At 34.0% G+C, this 14,839-nt stretch carries 12 protein-coding genes; 8 read left to right on the forward strand and 4 right to left on the reverse strand.

Going from position 1 to position 14,839, the window contains the following annotated elements; all coding sequences use genetic code 11:
- Positions 1 to 19 precede the first annotated feature (19 nt).
- The 3 genes from CYJ72_RS05830 to dnaB all read left to right on the forward strand — a co-directional run bounded on the left by CYJ72_RS05830 (position 20) and on the right by dnaB (position 4,055).
- Positions 20 to 2,023: a DHH family phosphoesterase gene (locus CYJ72_RS05830; protein ID WP_066126440.1), complete on the forward strand. Its 2,004-nt coding sequence runs from the start codon at positions 20 to 22 to the stop codon at positions 2,021 to 2,023.
- Between the two features lie 13 nt (positions 2,024 to 2,036).
- Complete coding sequence (gene rplI, locus CYJ72_RS05835) at positions 2,037 to 2,486, forward strand: 50S ribosomal protein L9 (protein ID WP_066126437.1); 450 nt, start codon at positions 2,037 to 2,039, stop codon at positions 2,484 to 2,486.
- A gap of 192 nt (positions 2,487 to 2,678) precedes the next feature.
- Complete coding sequence (gene dnaB, locus CYJ72_RS05840; RefSeq protein WP_066126434.1) at positions 2,679 to 4,055, forward strand: replicative DNA helicase; 1,377 nt, start codon at positions 2,679 to 2,681, stop codon at positions 4,053 to 4,055.
- 84 nt (positions 4,056 to 4,139) lie between these two features.
- Here the strand turns inward: dnaB and CYJ72_RS05845 are convergent, their stop codons facing one another.
- Together CYJ72_RS05845 and CYJ72_RS05850 are read right to left on the reverse strand one after the other, a co-directional pair.
- On the reverse strand, positions 4,140 to 5,024 hold the full coding sequence (locus CYJ72_RS05845; protein WP_066126431.1) for a cation diffusion facilitator family transporter: 885 nt from the start codon (positions 5,022 to 5,024) through the stop codon (positions 4,140 to 4,142).
- A gap of 11 nt (positions 5,025 to 5,035) precedes the next feature.
- Positions 5,036 to 5,944, reverse strand: coding sequence for a C39 family peptidase (locus CYJ72_RS05850; RefSeq protein ID WP_066126430.1), 909 nt, complete (start codon positions 5,942 to 5,944; stop codon positions 5,036 to 5,038).
- Between the two features lie 189 nt (positions 5,945 to 6,133).
- Between CYJ72_RS05850 and CYJ72_RS05855 the strand changes: the two genes are divergently transcribed.
- From CYJ72_RS05855 to CYJ72_RS05865, 3 genes are all read left to right on the forward strand, one after another.
- Positions 6,134 to 6,475 (forward strand): MerR family transcriptional regulator, encoded by a 342-nt coding sequence (locus tag CYJ72_RS05855; protein WP_284628599.1) that lies wholly within the window; start codon positions 6,134 to 6,136, stop codon positions 6,473 to 6,475.
- 20 nt (positions 6,476 to 6,495) lie between these two features.
- Positions 6,496 to 7,833, forward strand: a complete 1,338-nt coding sequence (gene glnA / locus CYJ72_RS05860; RefSeq protein WP_066126428.1) for a type I glutamate--ammonia ligase — start codon at positions 6,496 to 6,498, stop codon at positions 7,831 to 7,833.
- A 386-nt stretch (positions 7,834 to 8,219) separates the two neighbouring features.
- Complete coding sequence (locus CYJ72_RS05865; protein WP_101813983.1) at positions 8,220 to 9,674, forward strand: alpha-amylase; 1,455 nt, start codon at positions 8,220 to 8,222, stop codon at positions 9,672 to 9,674.
- Between the two features lie 79 nt (positions 9,675 to 9,753).
- Here the strand turns inward: CYJ72_RS05865 and nagE are convergent, their stop codons facing one another.
- Together nagE and CYJ72_RS05875 are read right to left on the reverse strand one after the other, a co-directional pair.
- Entirely contained in the window at positions 9,754 to 11,220 is a 1,467-nt protein-coding gene (gene nagE, locus CYJ72_RS05870) for an N-acetylglucosamine-specific PTS transporter subunit IIBC (protein ID WP_284628605.1), read from the reverse strand.
- 323 nt (positions 11,221 to 11,543) lie between these two features.
- Positions 11,544 to 12,650 carry an ABC transporter ATP-binding protein gene (locus tag CYJ72_RS05875; RefSeq protein ID WP_101813781.1) on the reverse strand — a complete coding sequence of 369 codons (1,107 nt, stop codon included), beginning with the start codon at positions 12,648 to 12,650 and terminating at the stop codon, positions 11,544 to 11,546.
- Between the two features lie 225 nt (positions 12,651 to 12,875).
- Here CYJ72_RS05875 and CYJ72_RS05880 point away from each other — a divergent pair, with 225 nt between their 5' ends.
- Both CYJ72_RS05880 and radA read left to right on the forward strand, forming a co-directional pair.
- Complete coding sequence (locus CYJ72_RS05880) at positions 12,876 to 13,442, forward strand: dCTP deaminase/dUTPase family protein (protein WP_066125020.1); 567 nt, start codon at positions 12,876 to 12,878, stop codon at positions 13,440 to 13,442.
- A 20-nt stretch (positions 13,443 to 13,462) separates the two neighbouring features.
- Positions 13,463 to 14,839, forward strand: a complete 1,377-nt coding sequence (gene radA / locus CYJ72_RS05885; protein ID WP_284628609.1) for a DNA repair protein RadA — start codon at positions 13,463 to 13,465, stop codon at positions 14,837 to 14,839.

Consider the following 14,839-nt stretch of genomic DNA (forward strand, 5'->3'; position numbering starts at 1 on the left):
TAGATTAATGAGAAATGAGGTGGTTTTAATTAAACTAGACCGTGTAAAAAACTTCTTAAGGTTTTTTCATCAACTTGAACTAAGTTGGCAAATTTATTCCTTACTTTTAATTTACATTATTATTATGCTAATTGCATTTGTACTAAAATTTGAAATTGGTATTTTACTTCTACTTTTGTTAATAGCAATCTTTATTTTTATTTATTATTATACGAATCGTTTTGTATCTAGAATAAAAATGATAGCCAATCAATTAGCAAAAGATATTAAAGTTGTAAATGAAAATGTATATGATAACTCAGCTATTGGGATTCTATTATATGATCAAGATCATCGATTATCTTGGGGAAATTCACTGGCAAATTCGATCATAAATTATAAAAATGCTGTAGGGCAAAAATTGGAGGATATTAATCCCGATTTAATGACTATTATTGAAACCATTGATAAGGAATGGCAAGTGATAACCTATAATGAAAAACATTATCGAGTTTCTCATGATGTCAATAGTCGTGCTATCTATTGGATTGAATTTGAAAATGAATATAATATTCAGCAACAATATAAAAATAATCGTATTGTTTATGGATATTTACTATTAGATGATTTCGATGAAGTCGTACAGTCTTTAAATGATCAAGAAGCATCTAATTTTGATGCAGATCTTATCAATGAACTTAATAATTGGGCACAACAACAAGATATTTATATTAAAAGGATAGAAGATGATAAGTTCATGCTTCTATTAAATGTTAAAACCTTAGAAAAATTAGAACATCAAAAATTTAAATATTTTAGTGAAATTCGTGAAAAATATTATGCTAGAAATATTCCAATATCAATGAGCATCGGGATAGCCTATTCAACAGATGATAAAGTGAAAATCAATCGTTTAGCAAAAGAGGCTCAAATGAATTTAGATTTGGCTTTAGGGCGTGGTGGCGACCAAGTGGTTGTCAAAATGGATGAAGAACCAGCAAGGTTTTATGGTGGCGATACAAATCCTACTGAAAAACGTACCAATACCCGCTCGAAATTAGTTTATCAGGCTTTAATTAATCAAATTGATCAAGCTAGTAATGTGATTATCAGTGGCCATAAGTACCCGGATATGGACTCTTTAAGTTCTGCTTTAGGTATTTATAAAATTGCAACTGAACGACGGAAATTAGCAAAAATCATTATTAATGAATCTACTTTTAATACCGATATTAAAAATCTATTGAATAGTCCACAAATTAGTTATAATTTAAAAAATATATTCATTGATTCAGAAACAGCTAAGACACATTTGAATCCAAAAACTTTATTAATATTAGTCGATCATCATCGCCCTTCCTTATCAGAAGCAGAACAATTATTAGTATATGGTCCAAATATCGTTGTGATTGATCATCATCGTCGAAGTGAAGAATTTCCTAAACAAACGGTATTAACCTATATTGAAACGACTGCTTCTTCAACGAGTGAATTGGTTACTGAGTTCTTTATGAATGTACGCAATGACAGTGAACCGGTTAATCGTTTCGAAGCAACGGCTTTATTGGCAGGAATCATTGTAGATACCAATAATTTTAGTATGAGAACAGGTTCCAGAACATTTGATGCTGCGAGTTATTTAAAATCACGTGGAGCCGATACTGAACAAATTCAAAGAATGTTACAAGAAGACTTATTAGATGTTAAAAAGCGTAATCAATTAATCGAACGTACAGAATTTTTTGATTCAGTTTATGCGATTACTCAAAGTGAATCAGGTCTTCCGATTGATAATGTGACAGCTGCTCAAGCTGCAGATGGTATGTTATCTTTAACACATGTGGAAGCTGCTTTTGTAATTTTCCAAAGAACGATGACATCGATTGGTATTAGCGCACGAAGTTTAGGTAAGATTAATGTGCAAAAAATAATGGAATCATTAGGTGGCGGTGGTCATTTATCAAATGCAGCAGCACAATTAGAAAATATAACGGTTGACGAAGCAAAAGATTTGTTATTGCAAGCAATCAATCAAAGTAAATAATGGAGGTTTTTTAATGAAAGTTATATTATTACAAGATGTCAAGAAACAAGGTAAAAAAGGTCAAGTAATTGAAGTATCAGATGGTTATGGCCGTAACTATTTAATAAAGAATGGTTTAGCTAAGTTAGCTGACGCGCCTTCAATGAATCAATTAAAAGCGCAAAAGGCTGCACAGCAAAGACAAGAAGCAGAAGAATTAGCTGAAGCAAAAGAGATTAAAGCGTTTATTGAAAAAGAAGATACGGTTGTTGAAATTAAAGCTAAAGCTGGAGATGGTCGTTTATTTGGTACGATTCCATCAAAACAGATAGCAGAAGAATTAAAAAAACAATATAAAATTGAAATTGATAGAAGAAAAATTCAAATGGAACAAAATTTATCGTCATTGGGATATCATAATGTTGAAGTTAAATTATTCCAGGATGTATTTGCTAAAATAAAAGTTCATGTTGTTGAAGCTTAAAATATAAATAAGTTAAACATCAATTATTTTATATAAAATACTAGACCTTACTAAAAAAGGTCTAGTTTTTGTTTTTAAAGATTAGCATATGAAAGGGATAAATCGTGATGTTAAGTTCATATATTTGACCTTGCAAGTACCCTATTGATTTAGTAAACTAGAGAAGAAATACTATTAAGGAGGGTCCTAATTATGGAATTAGTATCGAATGAGCGTGTAATGCCACACGATACATTAGCCGAACAATCAGTCCTTGGGGCATTACTCGTTGATCCCTCTAAAATGGGAACGGTACAGGCGGTTTTAGAAAAAGATGATTTCTATCGTCAATCACATAAATTAATATTTGAAGCTATTGAGAAGGTTTTTGATCGTGATGGTTCATTTGATATCGGGAATATTCAAATATATTTAGATGCGAATGATGCATTAGAAAATATTGGGGGTGCGGAATATCTAGTTGAAGTGATTTCCAAAGCACCATCCACTGTTTATGTGGAGAATTATGCCAATACTGTAAAAAGTAATTCCATTTTAAGAAAACTTATTGTTTCATCGACTCAAATTATGAATGATGCTTATGCGGCTGGAGAAGATGTACAAGATGTTTTGGATAAGAGTGAAAAGCTGATTCTATCGATTGGTGAAAATAATCATAGCAATCGACCGAAAGAAATGCAAAAGTTAGTTCAAGAAGCATTTGAAAAAATAATTGAACTATCTGAAACACAAACCGATGTCGTTGGATTACCTTCAGGCTACGCTGATTTAGATAAATTGACGAGTGGATTTCAACCGGATCAATTGATTATTTTGGCAGCTCGGCCATCAGTTGGTAAAACCGCTTTTGCTTTAAATATTGCACAAAATGTTGCTACCAAGTCAAAAGTACCAGTGATTATATTTTCCTTAGAGATGGGTGCAATTGATATGGTTAACAGGATGATTTGTGCTGAAGGTAACATTCACGCAGGTAATTTGAAGACCGGTCAATTGACAGAGGATGAGTGGAATAGTTTAACAGTTGCTGCGGATACCTTACGAGAAGCGCCAATCTTTATTGATGATACAGCAGGAATTCGTGTCTCTGAAATTAGAGCAAAATGCCGTCGATTAAAACAAGAACATCCTGAACTTGGGTTAATTGTGATAGACTATTTACAATTAATTGAAGGTAGTGGACAAGAAAACAGACAACAAGAAGTTTCTGAGATTTCACGACAATTGAAGAAATTAGCCAAAGAATTAGGAGTGCCTGTTATAGCGCTTTCGCAGTTATCGCGTGGATTAGAACATCGCCAAAACAAACGTCCAATGTTAAGTGATATTCGTGAGTCGGGATCGATTGAACAGGATGCGGATATTGTTGCCTTTTTATACCGTGAAGATTATCACCAACAAGAAGGCGATGAAGAGGTCGAACATAATGATGATTTACCTGATAATAGTGTGGAAATTATTGTTGCTAAAAACCGTAGTGGTGCCCGAGATACGGTTAGACTCCTTTTTACTAAAGAATATAATAAATTCTCTAGTTTAACATTTGCTGAAATTCCACCTACATTATAATACCCAGTGTTCAGTTTAAATTCGTTATCTATCCATAAAAGAAGAGCCTAATAGCTACTCTCTCTAACATAGAGTGAATAGTTATTAGGCTTTTTTAGGTTCAAAATAAGGTTCAACATGAACATCACAATCTTCAACTTGAAAATTATACGAGAGTATTGTTTCAATTTCTTCCGTAATATGATGAGATTCAATTACTGATAAATTACCATCAATTTTAATGGTCACATCAACATAAATTTTATTACCATTAAGGCGGGCTCTTAGATTTGAGATCTCATGTACTTTTGGATGTTTTAAAATAGTGGCACGATATTTTTCGATTTCTTCCAAATCGAAACCATCTGATAGAACAAAAGTTGATTCTTTGAAGATATCATAACCAGAAATAATAATAATGACTGCCACAATTAAAGAGAGAATCGTATCCATTATTGGAAGTCCAAATTGAGCAAAAATGGTTCCTAATAAGGTTCCAAAACTTATTAGGAAGTCATTCTTCATATCTGTCGCAGTAGCCTTTAAACCAAGGCTCTTCGTCTTTTTAGAGAGGTTTGCAATATACTGGCTAGTAAACCATAAGACGAACATTGAAAAAATAGAAACATACATTGCCTTTTTATCTGTAACGGGAAAATCTCGATTGATTAATCGCTGAAAGCTGTTCGATAAAACATCAATTCCGATATAAAACATTAAGACAGAAGTAATAAAACTCGCGATTGTTTCAAATTTAGAATGACCAAAATGGTGATTGTTATCAGCCGGTTTTTTCGCGATATTGATCCCAATAAATACTGAAAGAGAGGCGATAATATCAGAGAGGTTATTTAATCCATCTGCTTGCAATGAGCTCGAATGAAAGATTTGTGCAAATACTAATTTTAAAATGGAAAGAATTAAATAGACAGAAACACTGATAGCCGCTCCTCTAGCAGCCATCAGTATTTTTTGTTGGTGGTTATTCATTAAAAAACTCCTTATTTATATAAAGTCCAGAAGTTTAAAGCATCTTCTAAAAGAATGTCTTCGTCAATTCCCTGGATACTGAACATTTTTTCAGCATTATCATTGGGGTCATTAACGTAGACTTTGCGATTTTCACTATCATAGCCACGAATTAATAAAATGTGACCCACTTCAGTGAAGTGACCAGGTTGGACTGAAACAATGACAATATGATTTTGATTGAGTGCCTCCATGGCATCATAAAAATTCGATCCAAAATTTTCAAACTGATAGCCATGCTCGATGGCGAAATCATAAAATATTTGCCAAGAAGTACCTTCATTATGAACATAATAATCATTCTGACTCCAATTTAGGATTTCATTGGGTTCCACAATACGATTTTTATAATAACTTTCAATCATCGATAACGACACTAATGCACAGCCATTTTCACCTAATTCTTTGGTGGTATTCGTTCCATAAGAAAGGGCCCGCCATTTTTTATTTTTTTGTAAAATTAACGGAATATCGATTTGTTCAACTTTTGAGTCTGTGTAATTAGAAGGATGTTCAGGTAAAAAAAGATAGCCTGTATTTTCAATATCTAATTTTTGTTCTTTAAGCGTATTGACGATATCGTCCTGCGCTTTTAAGTATGAATCATTGTATTGTTCTTTGATGAGTTGAGTAATATCTTGTGCTAATGTAGGAGAGGTCGTTTCAGCTAGTAAGCTATTGAAATCTATTTTTTCAACAACGGTTGTTTCCTCGATTGTTGTTTCGGTCAAGGATTCTTCTTTCTGTTGTTGAATTTGTTCGTTTAGAGCAATATTATTTTTTAGTTCTGTTTCTTCTTTTAATTGATTGATTAGCAATGATCCTATTAATATCACAATTAATGTAAAGATAATTGCAACTTGATGTATACTTCGTTTCATTGAAGCCCTCCGATTTTTTCATAGAGCTATTGTATCATAAAAACACTCATGAGTGAATTGAACTTGCCTAATGTAATATAAATGAAAAACATTTATCATGTAAGAAAATATAACATGACAAGTAAATTAAATATTGACGTGCCGTTGATTGATTATTATAATATGATTAAAATTCAAAGGGGGAATTAAGTGGCTAATAAAGAAATTAAACGAACTTTAGCAATTTTTCCAATAGGCACAATTATGAGCTTAACGGGGTTAACAGCTAGACAGATTCGATATTATGAAGATTATCAACTAATTTTCCCAAAACGAAGTGAGACCAATCGTAGATTATATTCACTCAATGATATTGATCTGCTTTTAGAAATCATGGATATGATGGATGATGGAATGACTTTGAAAGGAATTAAGAAATTTTACGAAAATCAAAATGAAAAATCAATGAATCATGTTGAGTCAAAACAGTTGACCGACCAAGATGTGAGACGAATTTTGCGTGATGAGTTAGATATTCGGAGTAGGTTTTAATTATTTGGAGGAAAAATTTTATGACATGGACAAAAGAATCAATATTACGCGATGCAGCCGAAAAAAATGTTAGATATGTACGTTTAATGTTCACGGATATTACTGGGACCTTAAAAAATGTTGAAGTACCGATTGCTCAATTAGAAAAAGCTCTAAATATGCAAATGATGTTTGATGGTTCTTCGATTGAAGGCTTTGTACGTATTGAAGAAAGTGATATGTATTTGATACCAGATTATGATACATGGTTAACTTTTAATTGGGCTGAGCATCAAGATACTGGTCGCATTGCGCGCTTAATATGTGATGTGCATACTCCAAAAAGAGAACCATTTAAAGGGGATCCACGCAGTAATTTAAAACGCAGTTTAGTTAAAATGAGAGAGATGGGTTTTAAAAGTTTTAATTTAGGACCTGAACCAGAATTTTATTTATTCAAATTAGATGAATTTGGTAAACCGACGATGGATTTAAATGACGAAGGTGGTTATTTTGATCTTGCACCCAATGATTTAGCTGAAAACTGTCGTCGTGATATTGTTTTAGAATTAGAAGATTTAGGATTTGATATTGAAGCGAGCCATCATGAAGTTGGACCAGGTCAACATGAAATCGATTGGAAATATAGCGATGCCTTAACTGCATGTGATAATATTCAGACATTTAAATTAATTGTGAAGTCTGTTGCTCGTCGTCACAATCTTCATGCTACTTTTATGCCAAAGCCAATTTTTGAAATTGCTGGTTCAGGTATGCACTTTAACTTATCTTTATTTAACGATGAAGGAAATGTATTTTACGATGAGTCTGCTCCTGATGGATTATCTCAAACAGCTAAGTACTTTATTGGTGGGTTATTAAAATATGCCCGTGCATACACCGCTATTTGTAATCCATTGGTTAATTCATATAAACGATTAGTTCCAGGGTATGAAGCACCGGTTTATATTGCGTGGAGTGGTCAAAACCGTTCACCATTAATTCGTATTCCTGCAGCCCGTGGGAATTCCACTCGTGTAGAAGTAAGAAGTGTTGATCCTTCTGCTAATCCATATCTTGCATTATCTGTATTATTAGCAGCGGGATTAAAAGGAATTGAAGATAAAATTGAACCCCCAATGGCTGTCGACCGTAATATTTATTCAATGACGCGTGAAGAACGCTTAGCTGAGGGTGTGAATGATTTACCAGGATCATTACGTGAAGCATTAAAAGAATTGAAAAAAGAACCGGTAATATTGGATGCGTTAGGCGATCATATTGCACAAAACTTTATTGCAGAAAAAACAATTGAATACTTCTCATATCAAAAACAAGTCACTCAATGGGAATTAGATAAATATCTTACTCAATACTAAGAAAATAGCCAATCAGAACAAAATAAGGTATGATGAGACTGAGCAGAAATTTTATTAATTTTTTGCCCAGTCTCATATTGTTATATTAAAGCTTAAGAGGTAAGGGGGATGAGGCTGGACAAAAAATTGAAAAATTCAGTCAAATTAATGCTCGTTAATTTAAAGCGCAGTGGTTGAGTGGTCTCAATCTGCGTCTTAAAGACTTGTTTGAGACCTACTCAACTGTGCGGGGGTGAACAAACGAAGCGAAAATCATTCGATTTTCTACTTCTGGTCCACTCCCGATGTCTCATGGTTATGCGGAATAGATAAAAAAAGTGAACATTATCGGTTTTCTATTCTTGCTTAAACTTATTTATTATTTGGAATTATGAAAGGATGGAGCTATGATAAATCCAGTAATTATGCAATATTTTGAATGGTATTTACCTGATGATGGACAGCACTGGAATCGATTAAAAGAAGATGCTCAACACTTAAAAGAGTTAGGGATTAATCAAGTTTGGATGCCACCCGCTTTTAAAGCAACTGGCACTAATGATGTCGGATACGGTGTTTATGATATATATGACCTTGGTCAGTTCGATCAAAATGGATCTGTTCGAACTAAATATGGCACCAAAGATGAATACCTGGCTGCCATTAAAGCACTTAAGGAGCAAGGGATTAAACCTATTGCCGATATTGTTTTGAATCACAAAGCTAATGGCGATGAAAAAGAGTCCTTTATGGTATTGAAAATGGATCCTAATAATCGTCAAAAGCCATTATCTGAACCTTATGAAATAGAAGCTTGGACTCATTTTTATTTTCCAGGAAGAAATAAAACTTATAGTGATTTTGAGTGGCATTGGTATCATTTTACCGGTACCGATTATGATGCGCGTAATGATGAAACAGGGATTTATATGATTCTTGGGGATAATAAAGGATGGGCCAATGGGGACTTAGTTGATACTGAGAATGGTAACTTTGATTATTTAATGTTTACTGATATCGATTTTCGACATCCTGAGGTAAAAAATCATTTATATCAATGGGCTCATTGGTTTATTCAAGAAACGGGGATTCAAGGTTTTAGATTAGACGCAATTAAGCATATCGATGCTGATTTTATGAAGAATTTTATAGAATACATCCATGATAATACGGATGAGGAATTCTTTATTTTTGGAGAATACTGGAATCCTGATGTCAATGCGAAAGAGGTTTATTTAGCTCAAACAGACTATGAAATTGATTTAGTGGATGTTGGACTACATATGAATTTTCATGTAGCAAGTAAAAATGGCAATCATTATGATTTATCGACTATCTTAGATGACACTTTAATGGAAAAGAATCCTTTTGAAGCGGTCACTTTTGTTGAAAATCACGATACTCAAAAAGGTCAAGCCCTACAGTCTTATGTGGAAGATTGGTTTAAACCTTCTGCATATGCGATGATCCTATTAATGCAAAATGGTCAACCATGTGTATTTTATGGTGATTATTATGGAGTTAATCATGATCAATTTGGTCAACCTAAGCTTCAATGGATTTTAGATAAATTATTATATTTACGGAAAGAATATGCCTATGGTGAAGAAAACCGTTATTTTGATCATCCAAATTGTATAGGGTGGACACGATTGGGAACCGAAGACCATCCAAATGCTTTGGCAGTTGTTATCAGTAATGGAGATGAAGGTTGGAAAAATATGAACGTTGGCACTTTAAATGCTGGTAAAGTATTTATCGATTATTTAGGTCATCATGATGCACAAATTACGATTGATAAGAATGGTAATGCGGATTTTCCAGTAAGAGCTGGCAGTGTTTCTTGTTGGGTTGAAAAATAAAAAATGTCACAAAAAAGCTCTAGAGATAGGTTCTTTATAGAACCAGTCTCCAGAGCTTATTTTTAAAGAAATAATGTCACTATTTTAATAGTTTTTCAAATTCATCAGCTACAAATTGTACATGGGTTCCGATAATCACTTGAGCAGTTGTTTTACTTGGTTTTAAGATACCCGGAGAACCCGCTGCTTTAATTTTAGCTTCATCAATAATACTAGAATCCTTTACATTTAATCTTAGACGAGTTGCACAGAAGGTCATGTCCTCAATATTTTCATTTCCACCTAAAGCATCAAAGATTGTTTTAGCGGTACGAGCATAGTCAGATTGTGTTCCTGTCACTTGAGCATCAAGATTATCCTCTTCTAAACCATCTGCGATGACATCTTCCCGACCCGGTGTTTTTAAATCGAATTGATCGATGGCCCAACTAAATGTAAAGTAATAGATCGCAAAGAATAATAAACCTAATGGAATTAACATAATAATATTTGTTGCATAAGGTACTCTAAATGAAAGAATATAGTCAAGTACTCCAGCAGAGAAACCAAAACCTGCAAACCATTTTAATGATGCAGTGATGAAAAGTGAAAGCCCCGTTAAACCAGCATGGATTAAATATAAAGCAGGTGCTGCAAACATAAATGAGAATTCTAATGGTTCTGTTACCCCAGTAACAAAGCTCGCTGTGGCAGCTGCGATAAATAATGAAGCGACCACTTTTTTATTTTCAGGACGTGCTTTGCGGTACATAGCTAAAGCCCCGCCAGGTAAGCCAAACATCATAATTGGGAAGAAACCAGCCATGTAGCGGCCTGTTTCACCAACAACCCCGCCTAATTCTGGTGAACCCCAGAATTTACCAAGGTCATTGATACCAATTGTATCAAACCAGAAAACAGCATTTAAAGCGTGGTGTAATCCTGTTGGAATTAATAAACGGTTAAAGAAACCAAATAAACCAGCACCAAAAGCGCCTAATTTAGACATTCCTGTACCAAAAGCAATTAATCCTCCATAGACAGCTGGCCAAATAAAGAATAAAACCAGTGACGCGACAATCGCCATTAATGACGCCATAATAGGTGCCAAGCGCTTACCACTGAAGAAAGCAAAAGCAGTTGGTAATTGAACATTATGAAATTTATCAAAAGCAAAAGCACCGATTAAACCGGATAAGATACCAGTAAAGGCATTGGCAATTTTACCAAAAGCCGGTGAAACTTCTTCTACTGGCATAGAAGTTAAGTTTGCAACAGAATCTGTATTTAATAAATTGGTGATGGTTAACCATGCGACTACCCCTGCAATAATTGAAGCACCATCTTGTTTTTTAGTCATACCATAAGCAACCCCCATTGCGAATAGCAATGGTAAATTATCAATAAGGGCGCCCCCAGCTTTAATAAAGAAGTTAGCTACTGGACTACCTTCTCCCCAACCGGTTGGGTCAATCCAATAACCAATACCCATTAATAACGCGCCGGCAGGTAATACTGCCACTGGAAGCATTAATGAACGGCCAATACGTTGTAAATATTTCATCATAATAATTTCCTCCTAAATGGGATAACAAAAAATAAATGCAAAAAAGCGGAGTAAATACGGTCCTCCTTTCCTAAAAATACCACTTTAATAATTTAATTATAACGATACTATAAAACGTTTTCAATACAATATTATTATAATTTTTATTCATTTTCATAGAAAATAATTATAATGCAATATGAATGAGAAAAAAAGAGATTTAAAAAGAAATCTAACAATTTCTTTTTAAATCTCATACTATTCATTACAAGCATTGTGCAAAGTGTGAAAATAAGAATATTCTCTATTTTTTGCCCAATACACGAAATTTAAACATTCTTAAATTAAGCGCGGATAACTTCTTCTGTTTCATTATCAAAGAAGTGAGCTTTGTTCATGTTGAAACCTAAATCAATATTTTCACCTGGATTGTGGAAGTCACGAGCGTCTACACGTGCGATAAACTCAGTATCCCCAACTTTAGAATATAACATTGTTTCTGCACCTAATAACTCAGAAACTACGACAGTAGAGTGAACAATAGAGTTAGGATTTGCATCTAAGAAGACTTGTTCTGATTGAATATCTTCAGGACGAATACCAAATGTTAATTGTTTACCATTATATCCACGAGATTCTAATAATTGACGTTGTGGTTCCGTTACATTTAATTGTAATCCTTCGTTATTAGAAATGACACCATCTTTATAGGTTACTTTGAAGAAGTTCATAGCAGGTGAGCCAATGAATCCAGCAACGAAGACGTTGTTAGGTGTATTATATACTTCTTGAGGAGTACCAATTTGTTGGATAATTCCGTCCTTCATAATAACGATACGGCTGGCCATCGTCATCGCTTCTGTTTGGTCATGGGTAACGTAAATTGTAGTGGTATTTAAACGTTGATGTAATTTAGCAATTTCAGCACGCATTTGCACACGTAATTTCGCATCTAAGTTTGATAAAGGTTCGTCCATTAAGAATACTTTAGCATCACGAACAATTGCACGACCTAAAGCCACACGTTGACGTTGACCACCGGATAAAGCTGCTGGTTTACGGTCTAAATATTCTTTTAATCCTAAAATTTCAGCTGCATTATCAACACGTTGTTTAATTTCATCTTTTGGATATTTACGTAATTTTAATCCGAATGCCATATTGTCGAATACCGTCATATGTGGATATAAAGCGTAGTTTTGGAATACCATCGCGATGTCACGGTCTTTAGGAGCAACATCGTTCATTAAGGTGTCACCAATCCATAATTCACCTTCTGTAATATCCTCTAAACCAGCAATCATACGTAAAGTAGTAGATTTACCACATCCTGAAGGACCTACGAAAACGATAAATTCGCGATCTTCAATATCTAAGTTGAAGTCAGTTACTGAATAAAAATCAGAACCTTCATATTTTTTGTGAATATTTTTTAATTTAATATCTACCATAACAATAATAACCCCTTTTGTTTTATTTGTATGATTTAATTATAAAGTGGAAACGGTTAATAATCTATCGTCCCAGTGCACAAAATATATTCAACATATTGTAGAAAAGGTTTTCAAAATATTTAGGGATTCAATAAATATTTTAAAAAAACAAGAAATTACGTTTTGAGAAATAATGGTTTAGTGATAAAATAGGAATGATTAATAATATCAAGGAGGATAACGATGACTCAGCAAGCAATTAGAGGGTTTGAAGTTATTACAAAGTATCAAAATGAAGCAATCAATTTGCCCAAAAGAGCCACTCATCACGCCGCAGGATATGATATTGAAGCTGCAGAAACGGTGGTATTACCAAGTTATTGGCGTTTACTGATTACGTATTTTTTGAAAGATATGAAACAATGGATTTTTCAACATCCTATGGAATCTAAGTCAAAAGAAGCGATAAAAGTAGAAACATTGATGAAACCAACCTTAGTTCCAACCGGATTAAAAGCCTATATGCAGGAAGATGAATACTTACAGATTATTAACCGTTCAAGTAATCCACTAAAACGTTTTTTATCAATTCCTAATAGTGTCGGGATTATTGATCAAGATTACTATAATAATGAAGCAAATGAAGGTCATATTTATGTGCAAATGATTAATTTTGGTTTGAATGATCAGACCATTCAAAAAGGTGAACGAATTGCACAAGGCATTTTCACTAAATTTTTGAAGACAGATCAAGATACCGGTGGTGAAAAGCAAAGAACGGGAGGATTTGGTTCATCTAATAATGAATAAGCGGAGGATAAAATAACAACATGGCAAAAAAACGAATCATGTATGAATGTATGGCGTGTGGTTATGAATCACCTAAATGGTTAGGAAAATGTCCAGAATGTGGCGCATGGAATCAAATGGAAGAACAAATTGTTCAGCCAACAGTGGTTCAACGAGCGAGTATTGCGTCCAACAGAACAGGTGACGATTATTATGCCAAAAAACTAAATGAAATCCAATATATTAATGAAGCAAGGGTCAATACCGCTTTTTCAGAGTTTGACCGTGTCTTAGGTGGTGGGGTCGTAACGGGTTCATTGGTTTTAATCGGAGGAGATCCCGGAATTGGTAAGTCCACACTATTATTGCAAGTTTCATTACAATTAGCGAATAAAAACCAAAAAATATTATATGTTTCTGGTGAAGAATCATTATCACAAATAAAAATGCGCGCGGAACGCCTTTCGATGGATAGTGATAATTTCTACTTGTATTCTGAAACAGATTTAACTGTGATTGCGAATGAGATTAGTCGTTTATCACCTGATATGGTAATCATTGATTCGATTCAAACGATGACTTTACCTAATCATAATGGAGTAGCCGGCAGTGTATCGCAACTTAGAGAAACAACCAATATATTAATGCGCATTGCGAAAGATAATCAAATTGCTATTTTTATTGTGGGTCATGTGACTAAGGAGGGCAATATCGCTGGACCTCGTATGTTAGAACATATGGTCGATACGGTATTGTATTTTGAAGGTGAAAAGTATAATCGCTTTAGAATTTTACGAGCAGTAAAGAATCGTTTTGGTTCTACCAATGAAATTGGCGTTTTTGAAATGTTGGATGTAGGGTTGACCGAAGTAAATAATCCATCAGAGTTATTTCTAGAAGAACGATTGGTTGGAGCTACCGGATCAACAGTTGTTCCTTCATTAGAAGGGACACGCACGATATTAGCAGAAGTACAATCATTAATGACACCGACTGTTTTTGGTAATGCTAAAAGAACAGCGAGTGGCATTGATTACCAACGGGTTTCCTTATTATTAGCGGTAATGGAGAAACATTGTGGTTTGATGGTACAAAATCAAGATGCATTTTTTAAAACAACCGGTGGAGTTAAATTAGATGAACCTGCTATCGATTTAGCGATTGCGGTGAGTATTGCCTCAAGTTACTGGAATAAACCGACCAATATCGACGATTGTTTCGTTGGTGAAATTGGCTTAACGGGAGAAATTCGTCGAGTAACCCAAATTAAAGAACGGATTAGCGAAGCAAATAAATTAGGTTTTAAACGTATTTTTATTCCAAAAAATAATCAGCCACCTAAAGATACCCAATTGGCAATAGAAATTATACCGGTATCAACGATTAAACAAGCTTTAATGAAAATTTTTCCAAAATAG

This window comes from Globicatella sanguinis, from assembly GCF_002847845.2.
Lineage (GTDB): Bacteria > Bacillota > Bacilli > Lactobacillales > Aerococcaceae > Globicatella > Globicatella sanguinis.